This is a genomic window from Uliginosibacterium aquaticum (assembly GCF_012972705.2).
Classification (GTDB): Bacteria; Pseudomonadota; Gammaproteobacteria; order Burkholderiales; family Rhodocyclaceae; genus Uliginosibacterium; species Uliginosibacterium aquaticum.
Genome location: NZ_JABCSC020000003.1, coordinates 169,058 through 184,352, shown reverse-complemented (window position 1 = coordinate 184,352; position 15,295 = coordinate 169,058). Strand labels below are relative to the sequence as shown.

Genomic DNA, 15,295 nt, shown 5'->3' with positions numbered 1-15,295 from the left:
AACTTGCTGGCGTACCGGCGCTCCCGCCGGGAAAACCACACCAAGGAGACCCAAACATGCCCCGCCACCCTCTGCTCGGCGCCTTGCTGCTAACCCTGGCCTTCACCGGCAACGCCCATGCCGATTTGTTCGGCAAGCTCGACCAGGCCTTGCCCGCCAAAGTCAGCATCACGGCCAATCACCCGGTGTTTGATTTCGACAGCGATGGTTGCCTGCCCAGCGCCGGCATCAGCCGCGAGGGCAAGCAGAACGGTGGCCTGAATCCTTCCGGCAGCCTCGGTGGCGGTTGCCGCGCCACCACCTTTCTCGACAGCTCGAACACCCTGCATCGCTACGCCTGCATCACCAGCGGCAGCGACAGCTATTGCGGCCACTTCTACGCGCTCTACTTTCTGAAGGACCAGATCAGCACGCTGGGCGGCGGCCATCGCCACGACTGGGAGCATGCCGCCGTATGGACCAAGAATGGCGTCGTTACCCATGCCGGTTACAGCGCCCACGGCAAGCTCTACAACGCCGAGATCGGCACGCTGGCCCAGCAGAGCGGGCATGTGAAGATCGTGTATCACAAGGATGGCGTCTCGACCCACGCCCTGCGCTTCGCGTCCAGCGGCGAAGCGGCCGAGAACAGCTATGGCAGCTTCGTCGCGCCACAGATCATCAGCTGGTATGCGCTCAAGGGCGATGGCGTGAGCAACGCCACCCTGCGCGCCAATCTGAACAGCTTCGATTACGGCTCGGCCAGCATCCCGCTCAAGGACAGCAACTTCCTGAGCAATCTGAACACCTACAAGCCGGCGAGCTACCCGAGCTTCACCCAGGCCAGCATCGACGCTTCTCAGTAAGTCCGGATCAGCAGCCCCGCCCGCCTCAGCGATGGTGCGGGCCGTAGGGGCCGCGCGGGCCAGGCCACAGATCCCAGTGCAGCACTACCGGCGGCGTCACATACACCGGCGCCGCCCGGCGCGTGACCACCGCCGGCTCTTCGATCACGGTTTCAGTCGTGTCATAGGCCTGATCATCGTCCTGCACCACAGAAGCGGCCGGGCCGATCTGCAGCGGAATGCGCTCGCCGGGCTCGTTGGCCAGACGCGTCGTGTAACGGCGGCCGGCGTATTCATAGACCACGTCGTAACCGATGATCTGCTGGCTGCGCACCTGCCGCGTGCTGCAGCGGCGCACCGTACGCGTGGTCGTGCCCTTGTCGGCATTCGCCACCTGATCACCGACCACCGCACCGGCAATCACACCGGCTGCCGTGGCCGCAGCATTGCCGGCGCCGCGGCCGACGGTACTACCGAGAATGCCCCCGGCCACCGCGCCGATCACCGAGCCTGCGGCGTTGTGAGGCTGCTCGACTTCGACCTGCTCATCACGGCAGGTGCGCTGCGGCGTAAGCACTTCGCGGGTGACTGCCGTACTGGACATCACCTGGCCGTATTCAGCGGCTGCAGCCAGGCTGCTCAGGCAGGACAGGAGAGTCAGGGCAATGATCTGTTTCTTCATCATGATGGAACTCCTTCAGGCGGATTCGCCATGAGTCCATCTTGCTGCAGGCAGATGTAAAGCGCGTTTGCGCGAGATGTGCAGAGAGTTAAAGAAGTGTGTCCAGTTGTAAGTGAACACCCCAACCATTCCGCCCGGTTTTCTCAGCGCATTGATCTGCTGCTGCTCGAAGAGCAACTAAGGTGCGTTGGCCTGCATGGTCTCCAGCGCTTCCTGGCATTGCTTGCGCGTGGCATAAACCATGTATTCGCTCTGCGGGCTGACCCGGCAGGCCCGTCCAGGGAAGTCCAGCCCGAAGGCGTTGCTGACATCGGCCGGACTGCAGTGCTTGAAGCGGGCGATCAAGGCCGGCTTGATCGCCACGCAACGCGTGGTTTCGGGCTTGAGCCAGTCGAAGCCGTATTGCCCAGGGGATGGCAAAGCCTCGGCAGCGGCCACCTGAGCGCCCATCAAAAGGAGCCAGGCGACTCCTGACTTCAGCATCGCGCTCAGCCCAGCTTCTTCTTCAGCAATTCATTCACCTGCGCCGGCGAAGCCTTGCCCTTGCTGGCCTTCATGACCTGACCCACCAGCGCGTTGAAGGCCTTTTCCTTACCGGCCTTGTATTCGGCGACGTTCTGCGCGTTGTTGGCCAGCACCTCGTCGATGATCGGCTCGATGGCCGAAGCGTCAGTCACCTGCTTGAGGCCCTGCTTCTCAATCACTTCGTCGGCCGTGGCGCCCTCGCCATTCCACAGCGCCTCGAAGACTTTCTTGGCGATGTTGTTGGAGATGGTGTTGTCGGCAATCCGCTGCATCAAGCCGGCGAGCTGGGCGGCGGAGACGGGGCTGGCGGCCACGCTCTTCTCTTCCTTGTTCAGGCGCGCGGCGAGTTCGCCCATCACCCAGTTGGCGGCAATCTTGGCTTGCGCGGCACCGGCCAGCTTCACCACCTCGACGTAGTACAGCGCGGTGTCGCGGCTTGAGGTCAGGCCAGCGGCATCGTAGGCAGACAGGCCGTATTCGCTCTGGAAGCGAGCGGCGAGTTGTACCGGCAGTTCCGGCATGGCAGCGGCCACTTCGGCCTTCCACTCGTCACTGATCACCAGCGGCAGCAGGTCGGGGTCGGGGAAGTAGCGGTAGTCGTGCGCGTCTTCCTTGGTGCGCATCACGCGGGTCTCGCCCGAGTCCGGGTCGAAAAGTACCGTGGCTTGCTGGATCTTGCCGCCGTCTTCGATCGTCTCGATCTGCCAGTTGATTTCGTAATCGATGGCTTGCTGCAGGAAGCGGAAGGAGTTCAGGTTCTTGATCTCGCGGCGGGTGCCCAGCGGCTCGCCGGGGCGACGCACCGAAACGTTGGCGTCACAGCGGAAGCTGCCCTCCTGCATGTTGCCGTCGCAGATGTCGATCCACTGCACCAGCGCGTGCAAGGCCTTGGCATAGGCCACGGCTTCTGCCGAGGAGCTCATGTCCGGCTCGGTCACGATCTCCAGCAGCGGCGTGCCGGCACGGTTCAGATCGATGCCGCTCTGGCCATGAAAGTCTTCGTGCAGGCTCTTGCCGGCGTCTTCTTCGAGGTGGGCGCGGGTCAGATGCACGACCTTGGTGTAAGCCTTGTCGCCTTCTCCGACCTGAATGGTGATTTCACCGCCCACGACGACCGGCAGGTCCATCTGGCTGATCTGGTAGCCCTTGGGCAGGTCGGGATAGAAGTAATTCTTGCGCGCAAACACCGAGCGCGGCGCGACTTCAGCGCCGATGGCGAGGCCGAAACGGATCGCGCGTTCCACGGCGCCGCGGTTGAGCACCGGCAGCACGCCGGGCAGGGCGATATCCACGGCGCAAGCCTGCACATTGGGCTCGGCACCGAAGGCGGTACTGGCTCCGGAGAAGATCTTGGAGGTGGTGTTGAGCTGGGCGTGGGTTTCCAGACCGATGACAACTTCCCAATCGCGACGCATGGCAGGCTTTCAGACAGGTTTTTGCTAACCCGTAATGGTAACGCAGAGCTGCCCGCGCCGGCCCGGCGCGTAGAATCCGCCCTGCCCTCCTTTTTGCCCACCCCGCCCGCAATGAGCCACACCTTCTACTGGCACGACTACGAAACCTTCGGCATCTCGACCCGTCGTGATCGCCCGGCCCAGTTCGCCGGCATCCGCACCGATGCCGAGCTGAACGAGATCGGCGCGCCGCTGATGATCTACTGCCAGCCGGCGCCCGACTACCTGCCGGACCCGGAATCCTGCCTGCTCACCGGCATCCTGCCGCAGACCTGCCTCGCCCAGGGCGTGCCTGAAGCTGAGTTCGCCACCATCATCGAGCGCGAGCTGGGCGAGCCGGGCACCGTCGGCCTGGGCTACAACACCATCCGCTTCGATGACGAAGTCACCCGCCACCTCTTCTGGCGCAACCTGATCGACCCCTATGCGCGCGAGTGGCAGAACGATTGTGGCCGCTGGGATCTGCTCGACGTGGTGCGCACCGTCTACGCCCTGCGCCCGGAAGGCATTGAATGGCCGAAGCACGAAGACGGCCGCCCCTCCTTCAAGCTGGAGCACCTCTCCAAGGCCAACGGCCTGCTGCACGAAGCCGCCCACGACGCGCTTTCGGACGTGCGCGCCACCATCGCCCTGGCCCGCCTGATCCGCGAAAAACAACCACGCCTGTGGGACTTCTGCCTCAAGCTGCGCAAGAAAGACGCGGTCGCCGCCGAGATCGACCTGCTGAATCCGAAGCCCTTCCTGCACATCTCCGGCATGTTCGGCCCGGAGCGTGGCTGCCTGGCCATCTGCTGGCCGCTGGCGCAGCACCCTACGAACAAGAACGAAATCATCGTGTGGGATCTGGCCGCCGATCCATCCGAACTCGCCGGGCTGAATGCCGACACGATCCGCCTGCGCATGTTCACCAAAACGGATGAGCTGCCCGAGGGCGTCAGCCGCCTGCCGATCAAAACCATCCACATCAACAAGTCGCCCATCGCGATCGGCAATCTGAAAGTGCTGAACGCTGCCAGCGCCGAAAAATGGGGCGTGGATTTCGCGCTCGTCGAGCAGCACGCCGCTGCCGCGCGCGCCCTGCCCCCGCTCACGGCCAAGTGGGCAGCCGTGTTTCAGCGCCCGGCTAGCGAGGGGCGGGCCGATGTGGATGAGGACCTCTACGGCGGCTTCGTAGGCAATGGCGACCGACGCAAGCTCAATGAACTGCGGGCGCTGGACCCGGCCGAACTCGCCCAGACCCCGGTGAGCTTTCAGGACGAGCGCCTCGAAGAGCTCGTCTTCCGCTACCGCGCCCGCAATTTCCCGCACACCCTCTCGGCAGACGAACAGCTGCGCTGGGAAGCCCATCGCGTGGCCTGCCTGCATGAAGGTGCCGGCCCGCGCGACCTGATGAGCTTCTTCGAGAAGATTGATGCCTTGAGTGAAACAGTGGATGAGCGAGGCGAGGAAATTCTCGGCGCGCTCTATGACTACGCCGAGAGCATCGCGCCGCCAGCGCCTTGATTACACCCGGGGGCACGACGCCCACGCCGTAAACGAAAACGCCACCCGGGTCAGCGGGTGGCGCGGGCAACGGGGCCGATGGAGGAGGGGCGGCGCCCGCTGTGAGCCCGGGCAGACCTTACTTGGTGGCTGCCGGTGCCGAAGCCGCCGGGGTTGCAGCCCCGTGCGCCTTTTCAGCCTTGTGTTCGACCTTCTTCTCAGCCTTGTGGACCGGCTTGGTTTCCTTGGCCGGCTGCTCGGCTTTCACCGCAGCAGGCGCGGAGGCCGCAGCCGGTACATCGGCGGCGAACACGCTGCCGGCAGCGAAGGTGGCGATCAGGGCGGTCAGGATGGTCTTTTTCATGGTCAGGCTCCTTGGGTTTGATGGCCCGGACTCGCTGTGTGCTTGTCCGATGGGTTCATCATGGCCTTGCAAGCTGACCGAAGCCTGAGCCGGAGCTTGCATGAAGCTGACATGCGCTCAGGGCGCCAGCGCCGCCCGCCAGGCGGGTGCCAGGCTCGCCAGAAAGACTTCCACCGCGTCGGTATAGGCGCCTGGCAAACCCAGCTGCTCGTTGATCTCGCCGTGGCTGGCGGCCTGCTCCCGAAGCTCCACGCGCAGACCGAGGCTGCGTGCCTGCTGTGCATAGCGCCGGGTGCCGGCGCAGGGTTGGTCCGGCCGCTGGCTGGAGCATACCGCCAGCAGGGGTGGCGCCTCGCGGGTGAGCTGCTGGTAGGGTGAGCTGGCCTGCCACACCATGGGGTCGCTGCCGAACGCCTTGTCGTAGAAGCCGTAATGCTTGCCCTCCATCGTGGCAACGATATCCATCGCGGCTGTGTCGAGCGATACCGTGCCCAGCCAGGGGCGGCCCCCCAAGCCCAGCGCGATCTGCGGGGCGCTGTTGAGCAGACTCACCAGATGCGCGCCGGCCGAATGCCCCATTAGAACGAAGGCCGCCGGATCACCGCCCCAGCCGGCCGCCTTGCCCTGCGCGAAGGCAAGCGCCCGGGCCACGTCTTGGGCCTGCTCGTGCGGGGGGATGGGCAGCAAGCGGTAGTTGGTCGAGATGAAGATCACGCCGCGTGCCAGCCAGCGCGCCGCCTTGTTGTCCACCACCCGGCTCATGGCCTTGTCGCCAGTACGCCATGCGCCGCCATGCACCATCAGGATCACCGGCGCTTGCTTCGGCGCGGCCGGCAGATAGACGTCCAAACGCTGACGGGCATCCGGACCGTAGGCCAGATCGCGCAGCACCCGGCTACCGGCAGGCAGCTTGCCGGCGCTCGCGCCATCGGCCTCCTCGCCCCACTCCGCACGCTCGGCACGGCGCTCACGCAGGCGATCGAGCAAAGGGCCGGCCTGGGCGGCCTGCAGGCCCAGCACGATCAGGATCACGGATAGTACGGCTCGCATCGTTAACTCTCCTCGGAAGCGATTCACGATTCATTCGCAAAAGCCTGCAGGGCTGACTTCGGCCCGCCAGCACTAAAGGGGCGATGGAGCTCGCACCTGCGTTCTTGTTCAGCCAAACAGACCGCTGCCAGCCACAAGCATCAGGCTCAGCAACAGGATCAGGGCGGCAGCCTTCAGGCTGCGTGGCCAGTCCCGCGCCAGGCGCTGCAAGGGGCGCGCCCGGGTAGGTGGGGTGGCCGCGGCCAAGCGCGCCCGCAACTTCAGCAGCGCCGCATCCTTGGCCTGATCATCGCGCGCGAAAAGCTCCCGCTCAGGCTGGGTCATGGCGCGCTACCGCTTTGCTCGCCCCGCGCACGCAGGACTCGTTCGATCCGCGTATCCGGCACCAGCCACAGAATCGCCACCAGCACGTAGATCGCGCAGGCCAGCCAGGCCGACACAAAGGCCAGACCCATCGCTGCGGCATACAGCAGGACCGAGCCATAGCCCTTCCAGTCCGGACCGATGGCCTTCTTCAGGAGCGAGCCCGAGCCCTGCGCGCAGATGATGACGTGGGCCAGGATCCAGTAGGCCACCGCCGCCATCAGCAGCACGAAGCCGTACAGCGCGGCCGGAGCGGCAGCGAAGTGGTTTTCGCCGAGCCAGCCAGTGGCGAAGGGAATCAGCGACAGCCAGAACAGCAAGTGCAGGTTGGCCCACAGGATGCCGCCAGTCACCTCGCGCACCGTGTGCAGCATGTGGTGATGGTTGTTCCAGTAGATGCCGATGTAGATGAAGCTCAACAGGTAGCTGAGGAACACCGGCAGCAGGGGCTGCAGCACCGCCAGATCGCTGCTGTGCGGCACTTTCAGCTCCAGCACCATGATCGTGATGATGATGGCGAGCACGCCATCGCTGAAGGCTTCAAGCCGGGTTTTGCCCATCGTGCGTCTCCTTTCTGCAAGGCTCAGTCCAGCCCGCTGACGCGCTGCGCCAGGGGCGTATCGAGGCCTTTGATCGCCCGCGCCATCAGCTTCGCGATTTCGGCTGCGCCGGCGGGCAGGAAATGGGTGTCGTCCTTGCCGTCCTGGGCGGCGACAAAAAGCTTGATCGTCGCGCTATAGCCGATCTTGCTGTAGTAGGCCTCGCTCAGCGCGGTGAGGTCGATGGCCAGCACGCCCTTCTTCTTCGCCAGCTCCAGCATGGCATCCGGGTAGCGCCCGTGCGAGCCCGGCCCACTGGAGCGCTTCAGCCCGCCGCGCCCGACCGGCGTGACCAGCACCGGTATGCCGCCGGCCTTCTGCGTGTCTTCCACATAGCGCGAGAGAAATTCCTGATAGCTGCCGAAGGGATCGGTGCTGCGCGCTGCATCGCGCTTCTGGTCGTTGTGGCCGAACTGAATGAAAACGTAATCGCCGGGCTGGATCGCGGCAGCCACCGGTGCCCATGCGCCCTCCTCCAGGAAGCTCTTCGAGCTGCGCCCGGAGAGGGCGAAATTCTTCACCGCCACCTCCGACGTGAAGTACTGACCGATCACCTGGCCCCAGCCATTGCGCGGATCCGGCGGGGTGTAGCTGGAGACGGTGGAATCCCCGATCAGGAATACGGTTTCTGCGGCCGCGCTGGTCGCCACACAGGCCAGCGCGAGGAGGAGGGAACGGAATTTCATGCCGGGCTTTCCTGGATCGGAACTCGATCAGCCGGAGCATAACGGCATCCGCAATCCTCGCAAGCCCTAGGCCGCCGGAACGCGCCGGCAGGCATTCATCCGGCGTTCAGGATCCGCTCACTAGACTGGTTTCCATGCCGCGCTGAAGACCAGCCGGCCCCATTCCAAAGGAGTTGAAAATGAAATCCCTGCTCGCCCTCTGCAGCTTGTCCGCCCTGCTCTGCGCCGCCCCGGTCACGGCGCAATACGTCGGCCCGAACAGCGCGGCCACCCATATCAATCAGCTCAACGGCCTGTCCAGCCACGACCAGTTCGTCACCCTCCAGGGCCACATCACCCGCCGTGCCAGCAAGGATCTCTACGCGTTCACCGACGGCAGCGGCAACATCTATCTCGATATCGACGACAAGCACTGGGCCTGGCCCCTAGGCAGCCCGGTGGATGCGAAGACCCGGCTCGAAATCCAGGGCAAGTACATCGGCAAGGCCTTCGGTTTCAGCAAGGTGAAGGTCATCGGCATGCGCGTGCTGAACTGAGCCGACGCAATCCAAGGGGCTGACATCATGTTCGACCTGCTGTGCTTCGCGCTCTGCTTCATCCGCTGCCCCTCCGCCACCGGCGCGCTCCTGGGCGCCGTATTGCGGCCGGCCTCCTTGCCCCGGGCGAGCTTCAACGAAAGCCTTCGCCAGGCAGCCCGCAGGATTTGACCTGCATCGATTCCCCGCCTGCCCACTTGCGCCAAGCTGACGTTTTCCGATGCTTCAGCGAAAGGCGCAGGCGATGAAGATAGCGATTCCGACCAAGGACTTCCGGACGGTCTGCGGCCACGCCGGTCAGGCCCGCCGCTGGCTGCTCTACACCCTGCCCGCACCGGTGGGCCTTACCCAGACCCTGCCCGCCGCCGAGGAAATCGAGCTGCCAAAGGAGATGGCCATCCATCATTTCAATGATCAGGGGCCGCATCCGCTGGATGGCGTCGACCTGATCCTGAGCTTCAGCGCCGGCGATGGCTTCTTCCGGCGCATGGAGCAACGCGGCACTCGCGTGCTGCTCACCGGCGAGCCTGATCCGGTGATCGCGATCCGCAACTTCCTGGCCGGAGACGCGCAGCCCAAACCGCCTTTCGATATCACGGCAAAGTTCTGCAAGATTCACGACCTCTTTTCGCGCCATCGCAAACCGGCCTGAGCCTGTGATGGGTGCATGGATGGCCATCCAAAGTTCGTGAGCGGCCGCTCACACCCGGTACTGGGTCACTGCCCGCCGCATGCGTTCCACGCTGCGTTCCAGCTGATGGGTGGTATCGTCCGTGGCGTGTGCCACCCCCAGATTGCTCTCGGTCTGGCGCGCAATGGCTTCGATGCCGCCGGCCATGTGCTCCATCGCACCACGCTGCTCCTGGGTGGAATGCGCGATTTCGCCGATGCGCTCGAGCATGGTGTCCACCTCTTGCGTGATGCGGCGCAGCGCAGCCTCGGCATCATGCACCAGCGCCACGCTCTGCCCCACCTGCTCGGCGCTGCGACGCATGCCTTCGACGGCCTCGCCGGTATCGCCCTGAATCCGGCCGATCATGGTGTCGATCTCCTGGGTGGCCTGGCGGGTACGCTCAGCCAGCTTGCGCACCTCGTCCGCCACCACCGCAAAGCCGCGGCCCTGCTCGCCGGCCCGCGCAGCCTCGATGGCGGCATTCAGCGCGAGCAGATTGGTCTGGTCGGCAATATCCTTGATCACCCCGGCGATCTTGCCCACCTCCTGGGTGCGCAGGCCCAGCTGCTCCACCGTTCCGGCGGAATGGCCAACGGTGACCGACAAGGCGCTGATGGTCTGGCTGGCCTCCACGGACAGGCGCGCACCGGCTTGCGCTTCCTCTTCCACCTGACGCGAGATGCGATGAGTTTCCTGCACATGCGTGGCCACCTCGCCGATGGACACCGTCATCTCCTCCACGCTGGCCGCCGCACCTGAAGTGTCGCGGCTCTGCTGTTCGGAAGAAGTGAGCAGCCCGGCCATGTCACTGCCCAGCCGCGTCGTGGCTTCCGCCACCTCACGGGTGGTATCGCCAATGATCTGCAGGGTGGCGCGGGTGGCCGCCAGCAGGCTGTCGACACGCCGGGCGATATCGCCGATCTCATCGTTACGCGTCGAATTCAGATTGCTCAGCAGATCGCCATGGCTCAGCACATCATCCAGGCTGCGCCGCATGCTGCGCAGCTCGCCACACACCCGCGGCATCTGCCAGACCACCAGCCACAGGCTGGCGGGCAGACTCAGCCCGGCCAGAGCGCCAGCCAGCGTGCGCGTGAGCGCCCCGGGCCACAGCAGCAAGGCCAGGCAGCTCAGTGCGGCCAGGCAGGCCAAGGCCGCCACGGCTGCCATCTGCACCGGGAAGGCCGTTGCCGCGCGCACCAGCGGGCCGTGATTGCGCCGCACCAAGCCCTGCTCCACGCGCAGGCTACGATCGCCAGCACGCAGGCGGGCGTAGGCCGCGCTGGCCGCTGCAATCTGCTGCGCCGTGGGGCGCGTACGCACCGACTGAAAGCCGACCACCTGGCCGTTTTCGCGCACCGGCGAAACATTCGCCTCCACCCAGTAGAAACCGCCATCCTTGCGCCGGTTCTTGACCACTCCGCGCCAGGGCGTACCGGCCTTGAGGGTGCGCCACATGTCATCGAAAGCGGCTTCCGGCATGTCCGGGTGGCGCACGATGTTGTGCGGCTCGCCGATCATTTCCTCGCGCAGAAAACCGCTGATCTCGGCAAAGGCTGCATTGGCCTCGGTGATGCGTCCCTTGAGATCGGTACGCGAATAGATGAACACCCCGCTGGGGATGATTGTCTCGACTTGAGTGACGGGAAGGTTGCTGCGCATGTCGGGGGCTCCATTGGGTTATTGCCTGTCTTCTGGCCGCCCCTGTGCAGGTGATCTTGCCTGTCAAACTTTGCATGTCTTGCTGCTTGAAACTAACGATAAGTCGTCAAACAACTTTAGCCCGGATACCTTTCATATAGGCCTTTGGATATAGAGGGTCATTCCGCCCGAAAGCGCCCTCAAATATCCAACATTTCATTTATTAACAATGCGTTGCATTAAAAGTTCAATACCCACTCAAGCACTGTGTGCTTGTGAAAACATTTGTCATACCAATTGCATGGATCTGCAGCCTCGAGCACGAGTCGGCCAAAGCCCTGCTTACAGCCCACACTGCGCTTGACAGCAACAGCCCCAGACTCGGATACTGTATTTATTTACAGCATCTGCCGCCATGACCGATCAGATCCCGCTCCCCTTCGTCAGCCTCGTCGGTGCCTCGCCGTCCGCGCCGCCGGAAGCGCTGCCGGGCATCCGCCGAACCCGTCGCAACCCTGCACGCAGCCGGCCCTTGCTGGTAGCAGGCCGGGCGGCAGAAGCTCCGCCGCTGACAAGCGCCGACGACGACAGCAACAGCCTCGATGTACACGACTATCTGGTGCGTCGCGACGAAGCGAGTTTCGTCTTCGAAGCGCGTGATGACGCGATGACCGGCACCGGCATCTTCGAGGGCGACCTGCTGATCGTGGACAAGCGCATCCAGCCGGTGCACGGCCACATCGTGCTGGCCTTCGTGAACGGCGAGCGCCTGGTGCGCCGCCTGCACCACCGCGGGCATAAAACGGCGCTGCAGGCCGACCACCCGGATCTGCCCGAATTGCTGCTCGAAGCCGGCAGCGAGCTGACAATCTGGGGCGTGGTGGTCGGCAGCTTCAAACGCTTCTGGGCCTGAGCAAAAGGGCCCAGGCCAACCTGGAGCCCACAGGATCAGCCCTGATGGCAAGCCAGGCACCGCCGGATCTATAGTGCAGTTCAGCGTATCCGGCGAGAAATGCCATGCCCCATCCCCCTCATGGTGAATGCAAGGTTTACTGGTGCGATCAGGCATGCTTTGCCGTGCTGCAAGGCAGCTTCAACCGCGAAGGCGTGCTGGTCATGACGGCCACGATCCAGCAAGCCTGGCGTGACGCTGGGCAGCCCACGCATTGGGCACATGTCATGGATCTGCATCAATGGCAGGGCGGCACCGAAAGCGGCTTCGCCGCCTCGCACGATCTGCTGGTATGGGCCACCAGTCATGGCGCAGATGCCATCATCCGCATCCACACCGTGGGCTTCCTGGCCCGCGTGACTGAAAACCAGGGGGTGTTCGACGGCATCGAAGTGCCGGTCATCACCGTCAGCGCGCGTGAGCAGGCCTGGGAATGGCTCAGCGCGAACGGCTTTGAGTGTGAAGCCTGCAAGAGGCTGGCAGCGGCCGGAGACTGTCCGGTCGCGTAAAGCAGGCGCTCCGCTTACCCCACCCGGTCTGCCAGAGGCTCAGCAGCCCTGGCGGTGCGCGCCGCTTCAAAATCGGCATAGCCTTGCAGCACTAGCGCATGGGTTTTTTCGATATTGCTCGCGATATCGCCCTCGAACACCTTCAGGCCTTTGAGGATATCGACGGCTTCCTTGAAGCCTCTCTCAAAACCGCTGCGGATCGTGGCCATGAAGTTCTTCAGCACCTCGGCTTCGTCTTCCCCCGCGTGCTGGGTCTTGAAAGCCTCCAGAAAGCCGGTGGAGAGGGCCACGATGCGCCCGGCGGTGCCTTCCGGCGTGTTGTCCTGACTCATCGCCGCCTGCAGCGCGTTGTCGCCCAGCTCCGGCTGGAGGGCTTCATTGATGGCATCAATCGCCGATCTGTACAGCAGCGCCAGTGGCTCATTCCTTGAACTGATCGACACATCAAGCGATGCCTGCAGGATCGAGGCATTCAGCTGGGCACGCGATCGCGCACCGGTAGTGGTGTATTCCTCCGGCGTTCCCACCGCATCAACACTGCGCAGGCGGGGAACAGCGCTTGAATCAATGGCATGCACAGGCATCGTCATACGGGCCTCCTGACCGGGCGCCAGAGAGGCGCCCTGCCCGCTTTGAGTATAGGTCCGCACAAATAGCGTGCTGCGTTCATTTCCCCCGGCAAGCACCCGGCGCATCTGGTCAGCCCCGGGCGGATATCGCGACTCACGAAAAAGCCCCGTCGGGCGAACCGACGGGGCTTTTCATAAGTGTCTGCCGGAAGGCTTGGATCAATAGACCCGGTAGGAGCACTTGTTCGGCCGGCCACCCGGATCAGAACCAAAGCTGGCGACCGTGCAGCTCACCGCATGGCCGGTTCCGATGTACTTGGTGACCCAGTTGCCCTTGCGGCCAAAGGCCACCCAGCCGGCGCCAGTCTTGACCTTGCAGATCTCGCCGGCATCGGCACACTTGGTGTAATTCTCCATGTAGTCACCTGCCGGTGCATGGCGATCATGCATGTCGTGTTCGTCATCATCACGCCCCAGGCAGGCAACCGGCGTCAGCTGCTTGAGCTTCTTGCCCACCCCGGCGTACTTGCGCAGCTTGTTCTTCACACACTGCGGGCTGACCGATTCGTACACATAAGGCAATGTCTTCGGGAAAACGGCGGTGGTCTTCCATTCGATGGCGGTCACGGTATTGATGCCGTCATCCGGCGTCCAGGCGATGCCGTAGCGGGTGAAATCGGCCGGGCTTTTCACGTTGTTGTTGCGCAGATCCCACCAGCCGCACAGCGTGGCGTCATAGCGACAGACCACCGGATTGACCGAGTTCTCGAACCAGTTCTGCTCGATCAACGCATAGCCTTCGCGGCGCACGTTAATGCCCGAATCGGTGATGCCGCTGTAGAGGTTGTTGTACATGTGCGTCCAGCCACCACGCTGCAGGGGCAGACGCTGGCTCACGTTCGAGTACAGGTTGTGGTGGAAGGTGATCTCGCGGCCGCCGGCGATATCGGTGCCGGAAGAGCCATCCAGGCCGACCTTCTTGTGGTCATGGATGTAGTTGTAGGAAACGGTGACGTTGTGCGAGTTCTTCTTGATGTCGACAGCGCCTTCGAAAGTCAGGTCACCGTCCGGAGAACCGTTGCACTCGTGACTGTTGCTCAGAAGCTCGTTGTGGTCGATCCAGACATTCGAGGAAGAATCGACGCGCAGCAGATCGGCATCCTTGGCCGCGCCGCCGAGCGCGCCGAGCTTCATGTTGCGGATGACGACATTGCTGGAGTTGGTCAGCGTGATGCCGAAGTTGCCGGAGGAGCCGTCGGCCCCGAGGATGGTCAAGCCGGCGGTATATCCGGTGACGGCCACCTGGCGGTAAGCGTCGTTCCAGTGCGGATTCGGGCAATTGCCGGCGGCATCCGGATTGTGATCCATCACGATCGTGGCGATCGCGGCATCCTCGTTGCCGGTGTAGGTAATGACCAGCGGATAGGCGCCACCGGGGACGGTGGATGCGCTGGTGATGATGTTGTTGATCTCCTGGTAATTCGCGGCAGTGAAATACCGTGCGCCAGGCAGATCACCGCCATCAGCGGTTGCGAAACCACCGGTGCGGGCGGCAAAGGCGTTGCCTGCCAACAGCAGGATCGCTGTGGCAAGGATCGTGGGGGTGAGCTTCATGCGGTAGGTCCCGGGCAAGGGTGATGTTGAAGAAATCTGCCGGCGTGGCAGTGCCAGACAGGGCATTCCCTCCGCGCTGCCGACACTCAAAAGTAGGGGTTTACTCTTACATTTTTAGCATTGAGCTCAGAGCAGTCCTGATGAACGGGCATAAAACAGGCTCAGACGGACAAGCGGCATCGATTTGCCCTGAACAGGCCAACCAGCTTTCTTGGCTAGATCCGCCAGACATGCTCAGGCAAGGGCGACTAGACTCCACACATCCCCAGTACGACGGTGGCCCTTGATGGGTCGGATCCCCATGAGTTTCGAAAACCTGCCCCTCCTCCTGATCCTTGCGCTGGCCGTGGTCGGCAACAACAGCTCGGTTGCCATCGCGGCGAGCGCCCTGCTCCTGCTGAAATTGCTCGGGCTCACGAACTGGCTGGGCACGGTGGAAACGCATGGCCTCACCACCGGGGTGATCATCCTTACCGCCGCTGTACTGGCGCCCCTGGCCTCGGGCAAGATCGACCTCGCCGGGCTCGGCAATACCTTCAAATCACCGGCCGGCGTGATCGCGGTAATCACCGGGCTCGCCGTCGCCTGGGTGGCCGGGCGGGGCGTGGGCTATATGCAGGCCTCACCCGAGATCGTCACCGCCCTGATGGTCGGCACACTGATCGGCGTGTGCTTTTTCAAGGGACTCGCAGTTGGCCCACTGATCGCCGGCGGCATGGTGGCCCTCATCGTTGGCCTGTTTCACCTCAAGTAAGGGCAGCACGCACAAGCC

19 protein-coding genes are annotated in these 15,295 nt (G+C 63.8%); 8 read left to right on the top strand and 11 right to left on the bottom strand.

Going from position 1 to position 15,295, the window contains the following annotated elements; genetic code table 11:
• The first annotated feature begins 56 nt into the window (after positions 1 to 56).
• Entirely contained in the window at positions 57 to 845 is a 789-nt protein-coding gene (locus HJ583_RS12240) for an NPP1 family protein (protein ID WP_170022192.1), read from the top strand.
• Positions 846 to 870: 25 nt separating this feature from the next.
• On the opposite strand, the gene HJ583_RS12235 is transcribed toward HJ583_RS12240, so the two are convergent.
• The 3 genes from HJ583_RS12235 to gatB form a co-directional block, all read right to left on the bottom strand.
• Positions 871 to 1,509: a glycine zipper 2TM domain-containing protein gene (locus HJ583_RS12235; RefSeq protein WP_170022191.1), complete on the bottom strand. Its 639-nt coding sequence runs from the start codon at positions 1,507 to 1,509 to the stop codon at positions 871 to 873.
• Positions 1,510 to 1,683: 174 nt separating this feature from the next.
• Positions 1,684 to 1,989 carry a hypothetical protein gene (locus HJ583_RS12230; RefSeq protein ID WP_170022190.1) on the bottom strand — a complete coding sequence of 102 codons (306 nt, stop codon included), beginning with the start codon at positions 1,987 to 1,989 and terminating at the stop codon, positions 1,684 to 1,686.
• Between the two features lie 5 nt (positions 1,990 to 1,994).
• Positions 1,995 to 3,446, bottom strand: a complete 1,452-nt coding sequence (gene gatB / locus HJ583_RS12225; RefSeq protein WP_170022189.1) for an Asp-tRNA(Asn)/Glu-tRNA(Gln) amidotransferase subunit GatB — start codon at positions 3,444 to 3,446, stop codon at positions 1,995 to 1,997.
• A gap of 111 nt (positions 3,447 to 3,557) precedes the next feature.
• Between gatB and sbcB the strand changes: the two genes are divergently transcribed.
• Positions 3,558 to 4,988: an exodeoxyribonuclease I gene (gene sbcB, locus HJ583_RS12220; protein WP_170022188.1), complete on the top strand. Its 1,431-nt coding sequence runs from the start codon at positions 3,558 to 3,560 to the stop codon at positions 4,986 to 4,988.
• Positions 4,989 to 5,106: 118 nt separating this feature from the next.
• On the opposite strand, the gene HJ583_RS12215 is transcribed toward sbcB, so the two are convergent.
• The 5 genes from HJ583_RS12215 to HJ583_RS12195 form a co-directional block, all read right to left on the bottom strand.
• On the bottom strand, positions 5,107 to 5,331 hold the full coding sequence (locus HJ583_RS12215) for a hypothetical protein (RefSeq protein ID WP_170022187.1): 225 nt from the start codon (positions 5,329 to 5,331) through the stop codon (positions 5,107 to 5,109).
• A 117-nt stretch (positions 5,332 to 5,448) separates the two neighbouring features.
• On the bottom strand, positions 5,449 to 6,381 hold the full coding sequence (locus HJ583_RS12210; RefSeq protein WP_170022186.1) for an alpha/beta hydrolase: 933 nt from the start codon (positions 6,379 to 6,381) through the stop codon (positions 5,449 to 5,451).
• Between the two features lie 108 nt (positions 6,382 to 6,489).
• On the bottom strand, positions 6,490 to 6,705 hold the full coding sequence (locus tag HJ583_RS12205; protein WP_170022185.1) for a hypothetical protein: 216 nt from the start codon (positions 6,703 to 6,705) through the stop codon (positions 6,490 to 6,492).
• A complete protein-coding gene (locus HJ583_RS12200; RefSeq protein WP_170022184.1) occupies positions 6,702 to 7,304 on the bottom strand; it encodes a TMEM175 family protein in 603 nt (200 codons plus the stop codon). The genes HJ583_RS12205 and HJ583_RS12200 overlap by 4 nt, the downstream gene beginning before the upstream one ends.
• Positions 7,305 to 7,327: 23 nt before the next feature.
• Positions 7,328 to 8,029 (bottom strand): rhamnogalacturonan acetylesterase, encoded by a 702-nt coding sequence (locus tag HJ583_RS12195; RefSeq protein WP_170022183.1) that lies wholly within the window; start codon positions 8,027 to 8,029, stop codon positions 7,328 to 7,330.
• Between the two features lie 179 nt (positions 8,030 to 8,208).
• Between HJ583_RS12195 and HJ583_RS12190 the strand changes: the two genes are divergently transcribed.
• From HJ583_RS12190 to HJ583_RS12180, 3 genes are all read left to right on the top strand, one after another.
• Positions 8,209 to 8,565 (top strand): NirD/YgiW/YdeI family stress tolerance protein, encoded by a 357-nt coding sequence (locus tag HJ583_RS12190; protein ID WP_170022182.1) that lies wholly within the window; start codon positions 8,209 to 8,211, stop codon positions 8,563 to 8,565.
• A 27-nt stretch (positions 8,566 to 8,592) separates the two neighbouring features.
• Entirely contained in the window at positions 8,593 to 8,736 is a 144-nt protein-coding gene (locus HJ583_RS12185; RefSeq protein WP_170022181.1) for a hypothetical protein, read from the top strand.
• A gap of 73 nt (positions 8,737 to 8,809) precedes the next feature.
• Positions 8,810 to 9,217: a NifB/NifX family molybdenum-iron cluster-binding protein gene (locus tag HJ583_RS12180; protein ID WP_101940625.1), complete on the top strand. Its 408-nt coding sequence runs from the start codon at positions 8,810 to 8,812 to the stop codon at positions 9,215 to 9,217.
• A gap of 48 nt (positions 9,218 to 9,265) precedes the next feature.
• Here the strand turns inward: HJ583_RS12180 and HJ583_RS12175 are convergent, their stop codons facing one another.
• The gene (locus HJ583_RS12175) at positions 9,266 to 10,900 is read right to left on the bottom strand and encodes a methyl-accepting chemotaxis protein (protein WP_170022180.1); all 1,635 of its coding nucleotides are present in this window, start codon (positions 10,898 to 10,900) and stop codon (positions 9,266 to 9,268) included.
• Positions 10,901 to 11,294: 394 nt separating this feature from the next.
• On the opposite strand from HJ583_RS12175, the gene HJ583_RS12170 reads away from it, so the two are divergent.
• Entirely contained in the window at positions 11,295 to 11,792 is a 498-nt protein-coding gene (locus tag HJ583_RS12170) for a LexA family protein (protein ID WP_101940624.1), read from the top strand.
• Positions 11,793 to 11,896: 104 nt separating this feature from the next.
• The gene (locus HJ583_RS12165) at positions 11,897 to 12,340 is read left to right on the top strand and encodes a hypothetical protein (protein WP_170022179.1); all 444 of its coding nucleotides are present in this window, start codon (positions 11,897 to 11,899) and stop codon (positions 12,338 to 12,340) included.
• A gap of 14 nt (positions 12,341 to 12,354) precedes the next feature.
• On the opposite strand, the gene HJ583_RS12160 is transcribed toward HJ583_RS12165, so the two are convergent.
• Together HJ583_RS12160 and HJ583_RS12155 are read right to left on the bottom strand one after the other, a co-directional pair.
• Positions 12,355 to 12,930, bottom strand: coding sequence for a DUF5610 domain-containing protein (locus HJ583_RS12160; protein WP_217423404.1), 576 nt, complete (start codon positions 12,928 to 12,930; stop codon positions 12,355 to 12,357).
• A gap of 198 nt (positions 12,931 to 13,128) precedes the next feature.
• Positions 13,129 to 14,523 carry a pectate lyase family protein gene (locus tag HJ583_RS12155; protein ID WP_170022178.1) on the bottom strand — a complete coding sequence of 465 codons (1,395 nt, stop codon included), beginning with the start codon at positions 14,521 to 14,523 and terminating at the stop codon, positions 13,129 to 13,131.
• Positions 14,524 to 14,824: 301 nt separating this feature from the next.
• Here HJ583_RS12155 and HJ583_RS12150 point away from each other — a divergent pair, with 301 nt between their 5' ends.
• On the top strand, positions 14,825 to 15,277 hold the full coding sequence (locus HJ583_RS12150; RefSeq protein WP_170022177.1) for a DUF441 domain-containing protein: 453 nt from the start codon (positions 14,825 to 14,827) through the stop codon (positions 15,275 to 15,277).
• The last annotated feature ends 18 nt before the right edge of the window (positions 15,278 to 15,295 follow it).